This is a genomic window from Anaerobacillus sp., assembly GCF_046314235.1.
In the GTDB taxonomy this organism is placed as follows: Bacteria; Bacillota; Bacilli; order Bacillales; family Anaerobacillaceae; genus Anaerobacillus.
Genome location: NZ_JBKBWN010000011.1, coordinates 24,538 through 39,359, shown reverse-complemented (window position 1 = coordinate 39,359; position 14,822 = coordinate 24,538). Strand labels below are relative to the sequence as shown.

The following is a 14,822-nucleotide window of genomic DNA, read 5'->3' as shown; positions in this document are numbered from 1 at the left end:
AGTCTTTCTAGTTATGTTAGTCAAAGAATAGTATTTTTTTAACATTATAGACTTAAGCATGTCTTTACCCAACACATCTCATTTTAACGGAATACGAAGTAAATTACTATTACCTATTGAATAAAGACTGTCCCCTAAATTTCATCCTCCCTCGCCAAACTCAGTAGAGTGTATGTTGTACACAATCTATGTTTATAGAAGAGGTGACTAATTCATGTTTTTGGAACAGCCTTAAATTCGTAATTTCACAAGCTACATTCTCGATTTATATCTCCTAAAGCCTTCTTTGCATTTCTGGTTCGCACAAGGTTTGCACCTTTGTTTAGCGCTTCTTGATTTGCTGGTATTAAATATTGTTTTCTTTCTGATAAGACTTTTTTCAGCGATTTAATAACTGCTTCTTCGGGAACCGCTTGAGAATATTGTAAAAACGCTCCTAGAATAACTGAATTAGCAACGCGAGCACTTCCAATCCCACTAGCAATTTCAGTTGCCGGAACTTCGATAATTGTAATATCTCGACGGCTACTTTTTAAGTCAATGATTGATTTATTGACAATAAGAACTCCGCTTGGGCGAACCTTCGGCTCGAATTTTTGGAAAGAAGGGTTATTTAACACAATCGCCACAGTAGGATCCTGGATAACCGGGGATCCAATTGGCTGATCACTAATTATAACCGAAACATTTGCAGTTCCTCCACGTTGTTCTGGTCCATAAGAGGGTAACCATGATACGTGGAGATCTTCAATCATTCCTGCGTACGCTAGCAACTGCCCCATTGACATAACTCCTTGACCACCAAAGCCAGCAATAATGATCTCATGTAACATCGTTTAGTCCCTCCCCTTATCTTTCTTAACTCCCAATGGATAATAAGCAACCATCGCATCCTCTACCCATTTTAACGATTCTTCTGGATCTAGTCCCCAGTTTGTCGGACAAGTCGATAAGACTTCAACAAAACTAAAACCAATTCTATCTTTTTGATAGCTAAATGCTTTTTTAATTGCTCTTTTAGCTTTGATGATGTTTGCAACATTATGGGTGGAAACCCGTTCAATATAAGCAACGCTATCAAGAGTCGCTAACATTTCAGATACTCGAATTGGTGCTCCTTGAATACTCTCATCTCTTCCTAGTGGTGTCGTTGCGGTTTTTTGACCAATTAGAGTAGTTGGTGCCATCTGTCCCCCAGTCATTCCATATGTTGCGTTGTTTACAAAAATAACAGTAATATGTTCTCCCCTAGCAGCAGCATGGATGATTTCAGCCATTCCAATAGAAGCTAAGTCGCCATCTCCTTGGTACGTAAAAACAATTCTATTTTTCGGAACTACACGCTTTATTCCTGTAGCAACAGCGGGAGCGCGTCCGTGAGCAGCTTGGGTCATGTCACAATTAAAGTATTCATAAGAAAGAACCGAACACCCTACAGAAGCAACACCAATTGTATCCTCAAGTACATCCAATTCTTCTAAAGCCTCAGCGACTAAACGATGAATAATACCATGAGTACAACCCGGGCAGTAATGTGTTTCTTTGTCTTGTAAACCTAACGTTTTTTGGAAAACAAGCTTCATTATTGCTCACCTCCAGCTAGATCTAAAATTGCCTTTAATATCTCTTGATGATTTGGAATTACGCCACCTGTTCGGCCAAAAAATGTAACCGGAGCTTTTCCATTAACAGCTAGGCGAACATCTTCTACCATTTGACCAGTACTCATTTCTACTGATAGAAACGCTTTTGCCACCTCTCGATATTCAAAAAAAGGTTCTTGGGGAAATGGCCATAGTGTGATCGGTCTAATCATTCCTACTTTTAGTCCAGCATCCCTAGCTGCATCTATGGCATTTTTAGCGATTCGGGAAACTGTTCCATATGCAACAATGAAATACTCAGCGTCTTGGGCACGATAAGTGTCAAAACGTGCTTCTCTTTGTTTAATTGTTTCATACTTTTTCTGCAAGCTGTAATTGTGATTTTCGAGATTAATGTCATTTAGTTGCAATGACGTAATGTGCCGAGGTGGACCATCGCCTCTCGTACCAGTTGTTGCCCAATCCTTTTTTGGATCATCCGTTAATTGTACGCTTGAAAATTCAACCGGTTCCATCATTTGACCGAGCATTCCGTCCCCCATGAGGATTACAGGCGTACGATACTCGTCTGCCAAATCAAAAGCCACCTTTGTTAACTCTACAATTTCCTGAAGCGTACTAGGAGCAAGCACTGGTGTATAATAATCTCCATGGCCGCCCCCCTTCGTCGCCTGAAAGTAATCAGATTGGGAAGGTTGAATATTCCCTAGCCCAGGTCCCCCTCTGGCAATGTTCACGAGAACTGCTGGAAGCTCGGCCCCAGCTAAAAAAGATATCCCCTCTTGCTTCAAGCTAAAACCAGGACTTGAGGATGATGTCATCACTCTAACACCAGCAGATGCAGCGCCATAAACCATATTTATTGCAGCAATTTCACTTTCTGCTTGTAAGAAAAGTCCATCTACCTCTGGCAACCTCCGCGCCATGTAAGCAACAAGTTCACTTTGTGGTGTAATCGGATAACCAAAAAAATACTTACATCCAGAATGAATTGCTGCTTCAGCTATGACCTCGTTCCCCTTCATTAAAACCTTAGTCATTGTTTTTTCTCCCCTCTAAAGTTCATTCTTTTCTCTCTCTATTTTATGAAGCTGTCTTTTTCTCTATAGGACGATACACAGTAATAACACCATCAGGGCAAATACGCCCACAAGCTGCACAACTTATACACGCTTCCTGATTATCAACGTACGTAGAATGGTAGCCTTTTAAGTTGATAGTTTCAGAAACTTTTATAATACTTTTAGGGCAGACATTTACACATAGGCCACAGCCTTTACATATATCTTGTTTAAAAACAACTCTATTTTCCATCTCAGTCTCCTCCTTAATTCTCCCAAGGTAAAGTCATAAAACGTTTTATATAGTTTATATTAGTTAATGCATCAAAACCTTCGCTGTTTCCAAGATAATCTGACAAGGTAGTGTACAAAAACGGTATATTTAAGTTTTTACTAACTTCTTCTGAAATCTTGCTACCTAGTACCACATTATCTAATGTCGTTTCGTTGCACCCAAGGTTCGTATTATTAATTAAGCCAGTTACAGATAATCTTGATACCGCCTCAATTTGTCTAATTGTATTAATAACACCTTCTACTGAACTGACATAAGGGCGATTTGCATTAATAATAAATAAAAGCTCGTAGTCTTCATCTTTTAAATGATGATAATACTGTCCTAAAGCAGTAGCACCATCCTTGTCACCACCAACATCAATAATTACTCGGTAAGATTTATCGTTTAAAACCCGATATATTTCTGGTGAAACAATTGGCAAATCAGCAGTAGCTAAAACTCCCTTTGGTGCAATAAGCTCAACACCCAGCTTTTTAAGATGCTCCCCAACATCCCTTGATCTAAAGTAGGGGTTAATCACATCAAGATCGTTTAATGCTACTTTAGGATACTTTTCTGATTCTTTTATTGCTAAATTGATCGCAATTTCAGTCTTCCCACTGCCGAAATGGCCTGTAATGATTTTTATTCTTTTTTTATGCTCCACTGTTCTCCCCCCTTGTAGAATAGCGCAAGTAGTAGCCCTGCTTGTGCTAGACAAATGTTTATATCATATCTCTATTATACAACTGCTGAAAACGCTTTCAATGGTTGTGGGTTAATTTTAAAAAAACTAAATAACAAGAACCTTCTGACTCTTTTCTCGCTTTAAATTAGTAAATAATAGATTTATCTCCTTTACTTTTTAGTTAGATACTAATGAACTAATTTCAATTCAGTCTAATTCCGAAGAACTTGTACTATTTTTTTTATTGATTAATAAATATGTAAGTAAAGAAAGAAATGAGGTGACACGTGTGAAGGACCTTGAAGAATTTTTAAAACAAATAAAGATTTCTGATCTCTCAAAAGCAACATTGTTATTATTAATGAAAAAGAAAGACAAAGAAAATAAAATGCAAAAAGCACTTAATTTTATTGGCATCGTAACAATTGTGATAATTGTCATTTTCACCACATATTTTTATTATAAACTGAGAGTAAATGGTGGGCTTGGTAGCTCAGTCTTAACATTTATTGTAAGTGATATCATTATTTTAGCTTTCCTTGCCGCTCTTTCATTTTTGTTATATTCAATGTCTTATTTTAAACGAAAGTTTGATAAGGCCGAAAAGGATGTTGATAAAATTAGAGAGGATATTATGGATAGAAGTACAGAATTTTGGAAGACAGAAGAGGAATTACAAGAACGTTATAAAGTATTTACGTATTTAAAAGATAAACAAGATATCAATTTATTTCATAAGTAATAAGGATGGGGTCGACTTCGAGTCAGCCCCATCCTTATTACTTATAGAAATTGAGCAGGAAAACCAAACAAAACATATTGGTCTCGACTATAATGATTACCATTAATACAAATTTGACCATTTGTAAATGATTGAATTTTCCCAAAGGCAATCGTTTGTTTTTTCTCTAGACAAAAAACTTCAATTGGCATTCCTATTCGTTGATTATATCCAAGATCATCATCAGTAATTACCGTTTTATTCCTAAGCTTCGTTAAAGTCATACTGATCACTCCTTGCTGTTTATTTAGTAGCTCGAGCTGACTATCAATAGCATCATCAAACAATCTACATTCACCGATCACGCAATTGTTTTCACTACACCAACTAACTTTGAAAGCGTTTACTAAATACAATTATAAAGGAAATAGTTTAAATTTTCAATCAACTTTACATTAAAAGGATGTTACAAAAAGACAGAACGTTCGTTCTACAGTAGACAAAAAAAAGAAAGCTTTTAATAAGCTTTCAACAAAGAGAGAAAAATAAGAGGTCATTTACAATTATTACTTTACTACATATTCGCACTAAAGTAAACAAAAGTTTTTGAAAATTCAAACATATATAAACAACTACATCTTCCTTTATCTCTTACATGAAATCCACTTTATAAATTTAGTCTATCCATCCAGGTCGGATAGGTAAGTACTAAGACAACAAGTAATAAAAATAAAATTAACAACACTCTTACAAGGGGAAATCTTACTCTATGTCTCTTCCGCTTGCTTTTTTTTTCAGTTTTCTCCAGCTGCTGGACTTTAGTATCTGGCTTAGTTTTTTTAAACTTTTCTTTTCTTGATGGTAAGCTTAATACGTCAATAATATCTTCTTCAGTCTCGGAACTTGTATTATTGTCTTCGAAATGCTTTCGCAACTCTTCGGCTTGATCCTCTTTAAAGTCTGATGGCATGTTTTTGTATTCACCTCAACTATCAAACTACTGATTTTTATAATTTAATTATACCCGAATTTCTTTCTTTCGAAAGCGTAATATACAACCTAATACAAAATCTATTGTGAAATGGGTAAAGATTGGGACAAGTAAATTTTCTGTGATTAAGTAAAGCCAACCTAAATAGAAGCTTAGACTAACTGTAATCATAAATAAAACAATTTTCCTTAAATAACGAACATGGATGATCGCAAATAGAAGACTTGCAGGAATTATTCCAAATTGAGTTTGTAATACCCCCCTAAATAATAATTCTTCGGTTAAAGATATGATTATTACTAAGATAAAAATGTGGAAAACGCTTCTTTTTTGAAAGACACGCTCATTTATGCCCCCATCATCGAGCATTTTTTTTGGAAAAACCTTCTCAAGCAAAAGTTCAAACAAAATTATTACGAGAGCTGATCCTCCACCAATAATAAATATCTCGAAAGGTTCCCATTTAATTTGAAGGAAATCCTTCCAGTCATCAAAGAAAAACCATCCTAAACCAATAGCAACGCCAAGCATGATGAACTGGGTAATATATAAATTCACCAAAATCTCTTTGTCAGTCATATTCTTAATCAAATCTGCTTGCTTCATAAAATCAACCCTTATTAGATGTGAAATAAACTTTTAAGTTCGTCCTGCCAAGATTGAAAACGATTCTCTTGATGGGAATTATCTTTGGCAAAATAACTGTCCAGTTCGATCCCACAAACATCACAACAATAGACATTTTTGCTAGTTGATGTTTCATTAAACTGCTTTAGGATCGCGTTTCTTCGACAATGCTCTTGATTATTTAGCCATTTTTGAAAAATAACTAACTTTTTCTTTTTATAAAGTATCCGATTTGTTATTGTTTCATTAATCATTTTAATCACTACCTGTCCTTCCTCCGGACTGAATAGTTTACAAAAATTATCAATAACAATATTCTGTTCTTCTAAATGAAAGCGAATAAATCTCCACATTATCTCGGTTATGCCTGTTTCAGAAATTAACTTATTTTCATTGATTGTACCCTCTTTGGAGTTATGGCTCAAATATCTAAATACTTCATTTAATTGTTCAATACTTGGATGTTCTCTAGTTATTAATGACAGCTGTAACTCTGATTCTGCTTCGCTATACAGAGTTATTGCAATGCTTTTCTCTCCATCTCGCCCTGCTCTTCCTATTTCTTGTAAATACGATTCAATTTGCAATGGAAAATGAAAATGAATGACATAGCGAATGTTTTGTTTATTTACACCCATACCAAAAGCACTCGTGCAACAGATAAGCTGAAGTTCATCGTTAATAAATTGTTGTTGTATTAAAATTCGATCTTCATTACTCATCCCACCATGGTAGGCAGATATACGCTTAATCCCGTTGTTTTGTAAAATCTTAGTTATTTCTTCAGTCCATTTTCTAGTAGAAGCATAAATAATCCCAGGCCCCTTTAGATTTTGTACTAACGAAACTAGATCAGCAATTTTCTCTTCGATAGTGTAAGATCCGCTACGGACGACCATTGCGATGTTAGGGCGATCGATGCTATAAACATGAGTTTGATAATTGGTTAATGCGAGCATCTCAATAATATCTTGTTGAACTTCTTCCGTCGCGGTCGCTGTTAGCGCAAGACAGGGAGGGTTACCTAACTGTTTTCTTGCCTCACTTAGCTTTAAGTAATCGGTCCGGAATTCGTGACCCCATTGCGAAATGCAATGAGCTTCATCAACTACAAAATATGCGACTGTTAATTTTTTCAATTTATTCATAACATATTTGGATTGTAGAATTTCTGGAGACACATAAATAATCTTTTGCATGTGTAATTGTTGATACGCTATTTCCCGTTCCTCTCGACTTAAAAAACTATTTAAAGCGATTACTTTCCTTAATCCTTTACTTTTCAATTGTTGAACTTGATCCTCCATAAGCGAAAGAAGCGGGGAGACAACAATCGTCACTCCCGGTGTGATAAATGCAGGTAGCTGATAACAAATCGATTTCCCCGCCCCTGTAGGTAGCATTGCGATTACATCACGACCTTTTAAGAGATCAGTAATAATCTCTCTTTGTCCAGTGCGAAATGTCGATAATTTAAAATGAGCGTTTAAAGCTTTCAAAATATCCATTTTAAAACCCTTTCTTAGCCAACGTTAAACGGATTTGGAAATAAGAAATTGTATGATGAAGTCTATCTTTAATTTCTTTTAACCTCCTTGTATTTAGTTCCGAAACAACTGCCATTATCGCTCGTTGTTGTTCAGGTGATACAAACCGCTCAATCGGATAATCATGACAATTTAAAGCTACTTCTACGATATGGTCTTCAACTGTATTTTCTTTTAAAGAACGTATTGAACTAATTTCTCTAATATCCAAACCTCTTTGCAATAGCGTATAGGTCCTTTTAGTTGTTTCAGTTAAAAGAATTGTTGTATTATCCTGATCTATAATACTAAAGATGGTTGGATACTTGCTTTTGTTTTCAATAGACTTTTTCATTATTCCATGAAGGACATTTATAAATAAAAGCTTTGCATAGATACGGTCTATTTTTAGTTCGTCTGCGACTTGATCTATTGTAAGGCCAACACGTTTTGTACCACTTAGCCTTAAAACAAAAACCGATGCTTCAAGACTGGAAAATTGTTGCAACATCGTTTCCATTTCAAAATAAAACTTATCTGCAAGCTTACTAATATTAGTTTCACTGCTGCGGAGTTTATTTTTGACCCATAATTGTGTCCTAGTATCTTTAATAACTGGGAAGAATTCAAGAATATTTGCTTTAAGATTGGAAAGACACTGTGTTAATAGCGACAGTCTTGTCCAAAAAACACCAGTAGTATCTCTATAAGCAAATCCATTTAAGTGAACTGGTAAGGGTTGTTCAGTTAATTTTCTTTTTAAAAACGTATCACCTTCTGGAGTCAGGACAAAACGATTTTCGCCACAAGCCCTTATGTAATTCTTTTCGACTAAGTAATTCACCACCTCCATGACCGCAGCTCTTTCCAACTGTTTAAGAACACCAAATAGGTTTGTAAGTTGAAACAGACGACAATCTTGCAATGTCTGTGATGTTTTTTTACCTTTTAAAATATGATAAGCGCCAAATACAGTTCTATTCCCATTCAAATTATTAACCATATATAGAAACAATATTTGTAAAAAACCCAAAATGATCACCTCTAAAACAAAATCGATTTAGTTTATTGAAAACAACATTTATCATGTGAAATAGAGCTATGGCACCATTATTTCTTCTTTTCTAAAACTTATCTTACCTAATAATTATATATCAAGACTCTTTGATATCAGTGAAAAAACTTCATAAGTTACCAAAACCCTTGTTTGATAAGCATTCTCAATATACTTTACTATTGAAATGTGTACAATTTATTTATACAATATGGTTAGGGGACATTAATTCCTTTCAAAATGTTTTCGCTTTTGATTTATACATATTCATTTTGTAAGGGGATTTAATCTTTCACAAAAATTAGGGAGGTTTTTGTTTATGGCAAAGTACACAATAGTAGACAAAGATACTTGTATCGCATGTGGAGCATGTGGAGCAGCAGCTCCAGATCTTTATGATTATGATGATGACGGAATTGCTTTCGTAATTCTTGATGACAATCAAGGAACTGCAGAAGTACCAGAAGAGCTTTATGATGATATGGCTGATGGTCAAGAAGGCTGTCCTACAGATTCAATTAAAGTTGCTGACGAGCCATTTAATGGTGACGCATTAAAGTTTGATTAATTAGTATTAAAGCTTCCACTCGTGTGGAAGCTTTAACTTTTTTGCTAATCATCAGCTAATGATATGTGGTCTTTTTTGATCTTAATTTTTCCTTGCTGTTCTAATTTTTTTAATTGCCTTGTAACCGTTTCTCTTGATGCACCAACAATATTACCTAATTCTTGATGGGTTAAATGGATTAATTCTGTTTTTGACAAATTATTCATCTGCTTCAAAATAGATAAAAGCCTTTCTTCAACATTTAAAGATAGCATTTCATTTAGTTTTTGTTGCAAAGAATAAATTTTCTTACTCATTACTTTAATGATTCGAAATGCTAAATGCGGATGAGCCTCCACAAATCTTTCAAATGCATTTATTGGTATCATTAAGACATCGGCTTGTTTTTTCGCTGTTGCAGTCCCAGGATATGGCCGGTCATCAAAAAAACCTGTATGTGGGAATATCTCCCCAGTTGTTAGGATATTAATAAATGATTCTTCACCATCTTCACTTAATTTACTAATTAGGACTGTTCCTTTTCCTAACACAAATAAATAATTACGCTGATCGCCTTCAGAAAACAGTACTTCTTTATCCTCAAAACTTTTTTCAACAGCATGAGATAATAATGGTCTTATTTCCGCTGTTGTTAAGCCTACAAAAAACTCCATCTTTTTCAAAATTGCTTCCCAGTCTTTCATTTGTCCAACTCCTTACTACAAATAAAGCATGATTTATTAATTTTACCATTATTAACGGGAGAATTACGAATCCTAGTACAATGGCGTATTGAACTTAACAGCAACTAAAAAGGCTGACTAAATGTACAAAGTTGTCAGCCTCTCTTCCAATTAAAATAATTCTACTTCAATTCCTACGATATGTTCTAACATTTTATCGTAAGCTAATTTAGAGTCTTTGTTTTTAATTGCTAAAAAGATTGCATAATGCTCATCATAAAGCTGCTTCATTTTTTCTTCATTTGAATAAAGAAAAAGCTGTCTTGCCTCACGCATTGACTCCTGCATTGTTTCCGATATTGTTGTCATTAATCGATATAACATATCATTTTTTGAGGCTTTCACAATCGCCATATGAAAATTAATATCAGCTTTTTCGCCTAACTCTCCATCACCTTCTGCTATCTTCATATCTGCTAATATACTTTCTAGATCTAGTAAATCTTCGGCATTACGGTTTTCAGCTGCTAATGAGGCGGCACCTGTTTCATTAAACTTCCGAATTTCAAATAGTTGACGAATATCTTCTTTTTGAAGGATTTGCGGGATCATTTGATTTGCGACGTCAAAATCTACCTTCTTTACAAACGTTCCTTCACCTTGACGAATTTCAATATATCCCATCGCTTTTAAAGCACTAAGCGCTTCTCTAATGGCAGATCTTCCAACATTAAAATCTTCTGCTAGCTGCTGTACAGAAGAAAGTCGATCACCAGGCTTAACTTCACCACTTAAAATTAGTTCTGTTAGCTGTTCAGCCACAATTTCATAGATCTTTTTTGGTTTTACTTGTTTAATCAAATCCCCCAGTCCTTCCACTTATGCGTAATGAAACCAGTATGGTCTAAATCTTCTATATTTAAAGATAGTTTACTAGGATAGCTAGTAGAGTCATCTGACGACACAGTTATCTAATCTAAATTGTACCTATAAAACTATAAAGATTCAAACATTATTGTCGTTTAATTTTCATTTTAAATAATTGTGCTATAAAACATGAGAAGGGCTTACTCATGTTCATCCACCATAAACCTTCAGGTCTGATGAGTACACTAGTAAGCTCCTATTCAAACTTATAAAATTAATCCTTCTAATGCCAATAAACTATTATTTGACCAGACTTCTGAGAAAGCCGAAAACGGTAATGGATTTGTACCTACTCCTACTTCAATCGTAAACCCTGGTCTTCCTGTTTCTTGAATAAACCAATCTTTATAGCCACCATCACTATCAGCTGTCCTTACTGGTTGATATGAGCTTACAAGCGACAACCGCTGTACCATTTCTTGACTTTTTGATGGTTCAAGATTTTTATAGCCCCAGTAAATCACTTGTCCCTGAGAATGAAATGCTAAAACATACGCAAAATTCTGCTTTTTCGTTAGATGATAAACACTTTTCACCTCTGGTTCGGTTAACGGCGCTTTTCCACTATAATGCCTAGGCCATGGAACTTGCGGACTTTCCTTCGCCTCTAAATCCCAACCTGCTGGCCATTGGTGGTTTAAATCTACCCCTCTTATGTTACTAGACCAGTGCTCAAAACGTCTTGCGCCTTTATTAATATTTAACACAGAATAAAAAAATGGATGTTCTTCATAGATCCCTTGCTGGACAAGTTCTACCCCATCGGGATTAACCATTGGCACAATATACAGTTTAACGTCTTCTAATATTTTACTTACGTGATAATGAAAAAACGGCAAATTGGATTGATAATGTTGCAATAACATTTTTAAAAACAATATTAGAAACTTCGACGTCATCCACTCATTTGCATGCCAGCCACCAGAGTAAAAAACTTCTTTCTTCCCTTTTCCAATGACAAAAGCATAAATAGGTTTGCCCATTACTGAATGCCCAATTTTCTGCACTGATACTACTGAAGGATAATTTTTTCTAAGTGTTTTTACATCCTCTTCGAGATCACTCGGGCCATATTCCTTTTTACATTCAAATGGAGCCTCATTTTTATTAGTAATATTTGTTACTTCAGGGATAAAAAGTAATTCTCCTGGATAGATATACTGAAATTCATTCTCTAACCCCTGATTATTAAACAGTAAATCAATTACACGAATCTGATATTTCTGAGCAACCTTATGAATAGTCTCTCCCTCTTTTACAAGATGCTTTAGCAAAGACATCCACCCCTCTTATATAAAAATAAGTAAGTAATTTACATTAATTACAAAAAAAACTTATTGATAAGTCCTTTTTCATTAGTACCTCGAACTAATCTTTATGCACAATGTAAAAACTTTATGTCATTCGGGAGAAGGATATGGTTTCGAATATAGTAAAAAGAGGCCGATTTTGGCCTCTTTTTCTCTGTTACTATTTCTATTGTCGTTCATTCGTTGAAAACTCTTTTATTATAGACTATCTACCCCAAAGGAACTTCCTTGCGTTTTCCTTTCTCGAAGGTCATTATTGATGAATAACCAACGCTACGTGCTAGCTCGATGGCTTTGTCAAAATCTTTTCCTACATCTGTGGGCACATGAGCATCTGATGACAAAACAATCGGAATAGCTTTTTTGTAGCACATCTCTAACAGTCTTGGATCAGGATATAGCTTTCCAACTTGCTTGCGTAATCCTGCAGTACTAACCTCAACGCATGTCTTTGAATTAGCGAGTGCTGTTGTAGCACGTTCATATTGAGCTAAAAGAAATTCTTCATCCGTGGGAATATAATTAAATATTTTTACTAAATCGATATGACCAATAATATCAAATAAATTAGACTCAGCTAATGTAACGACTTGATCGAAATACTTAGTGTATGTTTCCTGTAAGTTACGCCGTTCCCACTCATGCTTGTACTCCCCTAAATCAATCCCAAAATCATCAATCCAATGAATTGAGCCAATAACATAATCAAAATCATAGCTTTTTATAAATTGTGCCATTTCATCATGTTTACCAGGTGTATAGTCCATTTCAATGGACATTTTCACATCAATATGCGCATCCCAAGCTTGTTGAAATAACTTTATGTAATCCTCCATATCATAGTAGCGACGTTCATTTACCCAAGGATTACTTAATATATCTTTTGTTTGATAAAAATGATAGGCATGTTCAGAAATGCCAAAATGATCAATTTTTTTAGCGTTCGCTTGATCGGTAAATTGTTTTAAATAATCTAAAGTTAACGTACCTCTTTCTAAATGATTATGATAATCTGTTAGCATAATTAACCCCTCTCAAATAAATACTAGGCAACATCAATTATTTCATTGAGAACAAAGATAGTATGTATCGTGTATAATTCATTAAATTACAATTACCAAATCTTGCTTAAAAGAAAACTTAATTGTTCTTCATAGGGCAGCTTTAAAAAATCTAACCCTTTCTCCGTTATTTTTGCTCGTCCATCTTCTAAGTATATAAGCCCTTCAGATAAGGAAATACCATAGTAAAATTTATACAAGGCAATCGACATTTTCTTCTTGTTCCGGAGTAAACCATAGTTCAAAGTTCGATCTAAACTTTTCCAGAAACGTTGATGAAAAAAATTATCCTTTCTGAGCCGCACTGACTCTTGTAACTTTATCTTAGAGAGCATAAATGTAAAGCCGTCTAATATAATAATTCGGTGATTAGAAGACTTTGTTTTTTTATTCAGCCATTGGACTACCTCTGCATTTAGTTCTGCTTTGTTCGTGTTGTACATGTTCATAAACCACTCTTTTGAAGTTTGTTATAAAGAATTTTTTCATATATCTATATTCAAAGATTATTTTATCATAAAATGTCGCACCCGTTTATAAAATTTTCGTTACAAATAATCAGAAAATCAACAAACTAACCAAATACAACATGGAGATAAGCTTAACACAGAACAGAGAGTAAATTGTAGGTTAACTTCCGTAAAGTATAGAGGGCTGTTTAAAAATAACCGCCTTTCAATTTAGAGAGGTGATCTATTTTAACAGCCCTAGTTACGTTATTTATTTACAGTTAATGAAGTTCCAACTTGTATGAGATCACCTTTAAGGCCATTCATCTGCTTTATGTTAGAAACCGTAGTACCCGTTTGTTCAGCAATTTTCCATAACGTATCTCCGCGTTGAACAATATATTGGCTACTTTGACCTATTTTAAGTTCTTGTCCAATTTTTATTTGATCTGAAGATAACTCATTCCAACTTTTTAATTGCTCGATTGTTACTTGATAACTTTTAGCAATACTCCATAAGCTGTCACCTTTTTTTACACGTAGATATATAGTATTACTGTTTTCATGAGTATCTTCTGTATTTATAGTTTCCGAAACTGATGCTACTTGATATCGTTCTTTTTCTAGCTCTTCTTCGGAAAGAACAAAAAAAGTATCTTTGTTCTCTCCTAACACTAGTATCGGATCAATCGCGTCTTTTTTCGACATAGCCCAATTTCCATCGTGGACTTCAAAATGTAAATGGTCTCCTGAAGACCTCCCCGTATTCCCAACTAGTCCAATTTTCTCGCCTTGTTCAACGACCGCTCCTTCCGAAACAAGTCGCTTATGTAAATGAGCATAGACAGTTTCATATCCATTCGCATGTTCAATGAAAATGACATCACCATACGTACTAGAGTAATATGATTTTGTGACAACCCCAGCTCCTACTGACACAACTGGTGTCCCACTAGGAGCTGCAATATCAATTCCATAATGTTTTCCGTTTCTCGTTCCAAACGTATCAGTTACATGACCAACAGTTGGCCATATAAAGTTCACTTCATTGATTGTGTCGTTTGCGTTTGCAAATGATACTGTAGTGCTTATAAATAAAATCCCAATCGAAAGGGCAATCGCCATTACAATTAAAAACCGCCTTATATAATCGTACATGTGATCCTCCTGTTTTTTAAACATTCTTTTTCTACAATCCTATCCTATGGAAACTTAGATCAATTTATAACAACTTTATGGCTTTTAAGACGAAACGTTTATAAGATTCCCCATATAATGATTAAATTATTCATTATA

At 34.8% G+C, this 14,822-nt stretch carries 18 protein-coding genes; 2 read left to right on the top strand and 16 right to left on the bottom strand.

All coding sequences use genetic code 11. The features are described from left to right. Positions 1-245: 245 nt before the first annotated feature. The 5 genes from ACK4M9_RS15375 to ACK4M9_RS15355 are packed head-to-tail and all read right to left on the bottom strand — an operon-like array spanning position 246 to position 3,609. Entirely contained in the window at positions 246-833 is a 588-nt protein-coding gene (locus ACK4M9_RS15375; RefSeq protein ID WP_409852362.1) for a 2-oxoacid:ferredoxin oxidoreductase subunit gamma family protein, read from the bottom strand. A gap of 3 nt (positions 834-836) precedes the next feature. Next, positions 837-1,583 carry a thiamine pyrophosphate-dependent enzyme gene (locus tag ACK4M9_RS15370; protein WP_409852359.1) on the bottom strand — a complete coding sequence of 249 codons (747 nt, stop codon included), beginning with the start codon at positions 1,581-1,583 and terminating at the stop codon, positions 837-839. Further along, positions 1,583-2,644, bottom strand: a complete 1,062-nt coding sequence (locus tag ACK4M9_RS15365; RefSeq protein ID WP_409852357.1) for a 3-methyl-2-oxobutanoate dehydrogenase subunit VorB — start codon at positions 2,642-2,644, stop codon at positions 1,583-1,585. Before ACK4M9_RS15365 ends, ACK4M9_RS15370 begins: the two co-directional genes overlap by 1 nt. Before the next feature lie 43 nt (positions 2,645-2,687). Continuing rightward, positions 2,688-2,918 (bottom strand): 4Fe-4S dicluster domain-containing protein, encoded by a 231-nt coding sequence (locus ACK4M9_RS15360; RefSeq protein ID WP_409852354.1) that lies wholly within the window; start codon positions 2,916-2,918, stop codon positions 2,688-2,690. Between the two features lie 13 nt (positions 2,919-2,931). After that, complete coding sequence (locus ACK4M9_RS15355) at positions 2,932-3,609, bottom strand: hypothetical protein (RefSeq protein WP_409852351.1); 678 nt, start codon at positions 3,607-3,609, stop codon at positions 2,932-2,934. Between the two features lie 310 nt (positions 3,610-3,919). On the opposite strand from ACK4M9_RS15355, the gene ACK4M9_RS15350 reads away from it, so the two are divergent. Then, the gene (locus tag ACK4M9_RS15350) at positions 3,920-4,372 is read left to right on the top strand and encodes a DUF2663 family protein (RefSeq protein ID WP_409852349.1); all 453 of its coding nucleotides are present in this window, start codon (positions 3,920-3,922) and stop codon (positions 4,370-4,372) included. Positions 4,373-4,413: 41 nt separating this feature from the next. On the opposite strand, the gene ACK4M9_RS15345 is transcribed toward ACK4M9_RS15350, so the two are convergent. The 5 genes from ACK4M9_RS15345 to ACK4M9_RS15325 form a co-directional block, all read right to left on the bottom strand. Then, a complete protein-coding gene (locus ACK4M9_RS15345) occupies positions 4,414-4,698 on the bottom strand; it encodes a hypothetical protein (RefSeq protein WP_409852347.1) in 285 nt (94 codons plus the stop codon). A gap of 320 nt (positions 4,699-5,018) precedes the next feature. Next, the gene (locus tag ACK4M9_RS15340) at positions 5,019-5,321 is read right to left on the bottom strand and encodes a hypothetical protein (protein ID WP_409852346.1); all 303 of its coding nucleotides are present in this window, start codon (positions 5,319-5,321) and stop codon (positions 5,019-5,021) included. 48 nt (positions 5,322-5,369) lie between these two features. After that, the gene (locus tag ACK4M9_RS15335; protein WP_409852343.1) at positions 5,370-5,948 is read right to left on the bottom strand and encodes a CPBP family intramembrane glutamic endopeptidase; all 579 of its coding nucleotides are present in this window, start codon (positions 5,946-5,948) and stop codon (positions 5,370-5,372) included. Between the two features lie 14 nt (positions 5,949-5,962). Further along, positions 5,963-7,477: a RecQ family ATP-dependent DNA helicase gene (locus tag ACK4M9_RS15330; protein WP_409852341.1), complete on the bottom strand. Its 1,515-nt coding sequence runs from the start codon at positions 7,475-7,477 to the stop codon at positions 5,963-5,965. Between the two features lies 1 nt (position 7,478). Next, entirely contained in the window at positions 7,479-8,528 is a 1,050-nt protein-coding gene (locus tag ACK4M9_RS15325; protein ID WP_409852339.1) for a YpbB family protein, read from the bottom strand. A gap of 340 nt (positions 8,529-8,868) precedes the next feature. Here ACK4M9_RS15325 and ACK4M9_RS15320 point away from each other — a divergent pair, with 340 nt between their 5' ends. After that, positions 8,869-9,117, top strand: coding sequence for a ferredoxin (locus ACK4M9_RS15320; RefSeq protein WP_409852337.1), 249 nt, complete (start codon positions 8,869-8,871; stop codon positions 9,115-9,117). Positions 9,118-9,161: 44 nt separating this feature from the next. Here ACK4M9_RS15320 and ACK4M9_RS15315 read toward each other — a convergent pair whose 3' ends face one another. The 6 genes from ACK4M9_RS15315 to ACK4M9_RS15290 all read right to left on the bottom strand — a co-directional run bounded on the left by ACK4M9_RS15315 (position 9,162) and on the right by ACK4M9_RS15290 (position 14,684). Then, entirely contained in the window at positions 9,162-9,800 is a 639-nt protein-coding gene (locus ACK4M9_RS15315) for a Crp/Fnr family transcriptional regulator (RefSeq protein WP_409852335.1), read from the bottom strand. Between the two features lie 150 nt (positions 9,801-9,950). Next, positions 9,951-10,649: a FadR/GntR family transcriptional regulator gene (locus ACK4M9_RS15310; RefSeq protein ID WP_409852620.1), complete on the bottom strand. Its 699-nt coding sequence runs from the start codon at positions 10,647-10,649 to the stop codon at positions 9,951-9,953. 263 nt (positions 10,650-10,912) lie between these two features. Beyond that, positions 10,913-11,986, bottom strand: a complete 1,074-nt coding sequence (locus tag ACK4M9_RS15305) for a M14 family zinc carboxypeptidase (protein ID WP_409852333.1) — start codon at positions 11,984-11,986, stop codon at positions 10,913-10,915. Positions 11,987-12,225: 239 nt separating this feature from the next. After that, complete coding sequence (locus tag ACK4M9_RS15300) at positions 12,226-13,038, bottom strand: histidinol-phosphatase (protein WP_409852330.1); 813 nt, start codon at positions 13,036-13,038, stop codon at positions 12,226-12,228. 92 nt (positions 13,039-13,130) lie between these two features. Continuing rightward, positions 13,131-13,526, bottom strand: a complete 396-nt coding sequence (locus ACK4M9_RS15295) for a hypothetical protein (RefSeq protein WP_409852327.1) — start codon at positions 13,524-13,526, stop codon at positions 13,131-13,133. A gap of 267 nt (positions 13,527-13,793) precedes the next feature. Further along, positions 13,794-14,684, bottom strand: a complete 891-nt coding sequence (locus ACK4M9_RS15290) for a M23 family metallopeptidase (protein ID WP_409852324.1) — start codon at positions 14,682-14,684, stop codon at positions 13,794-13,796. Between the last annotated feature and the right edge of the window lie 138 nt (positions 14,685-14,822).

Coding starts and splice junctions, on each gene's coding strand:
- ACK4M9_RS15375 (WP_409852362.1), bottom strand. CDS start 833: ATGTTACATGAGATCATTATTGCTGGCTTTGGTGGTCAAGGAGTTATG.
- ACK4M9_RS15370 (WP_409852359.1), bottom strand. CDS start 1,583: ATGAAGCTTGTTTTCCAAAAAACGTTAGGTTTACAAGACAAAGAAACA.
- ACK4M9_RS15365 (WP_409852357.1), bottom strand. CDS start 2,644: ATGACTAAGGTTTTAATGAAGGGGAACGAGGTCATAGCTGAAGCAGCA.
- ACK4M9_RS15360 (WP_409852354.1), bottom strand. CDS start 2,918: ATGGAAAATAGAGTTGTTTTTAAACAAGATATATGTAAAGGCTGTGGC.
- ACK4M9_RS15340 (WP_409852346.1), bottom strand. CDS start 5,321: ATGCCATCAGACTTTAAAGAGGATCAAGCCGAAGAGTTGCGAAAGCAT.
- ACK4M9_RS15335 (WP_409852343.1), bottom strand. CDS start 5,948: ATGAAGCAAGCAGATTTGATTAAGAATATGACTGACAAAGAGATTTTG.
- ACK4M9_RS15330 (WP_409852341.1), bottom strand. CDS start 7,477: ATGGATATTTTGAAAGCTTTAAACGCTCATTTTAAATTATCGACATTT.
- ACK4M9_RS15320 (WP_409852337.1), top strand. CDS start 8,869: ATGGCAAAGTACACAATAGTAGACAAAGATACTTGTATCGCATGTGGA.
- ACK4M9_RS15315 (WP_409852335.1), bottom strand. CDS start 9,800: ATGAAAGACTGGGAAGCAATTTTGAAAAAGATGGAGTTTTTTGTAGGC.
- ACK4M9_RS15305 (WP_409852333.1), bottom strand. CDS start 11,986: ATGTCTTTGCTAAAGCATCTTGTAAAAGAGGGAGAGACTATTCATAAG.
- ACK4M9_RS15300 (WP_409852330.1), bottom strand. CDS start 13,038: ATGCTAACAGATTATCATAATCATTTAGAAAGAGGTACGTTAACTTTA.
- ACK4M9_RS15295 (WP_409852327.1), bottom strand. CDS start 13,526: ATGAACATGTACAACACGAACAAAGCAGAACTAAATGCAGAGGTAGTC.
- ACK4M9_RS15290 (WP_409852324.1), bottom strand. CDS start 14,684: ATGTACGATTATATAAGGCGGTTTTTAATTGTAATGGCGATTGCCCTT.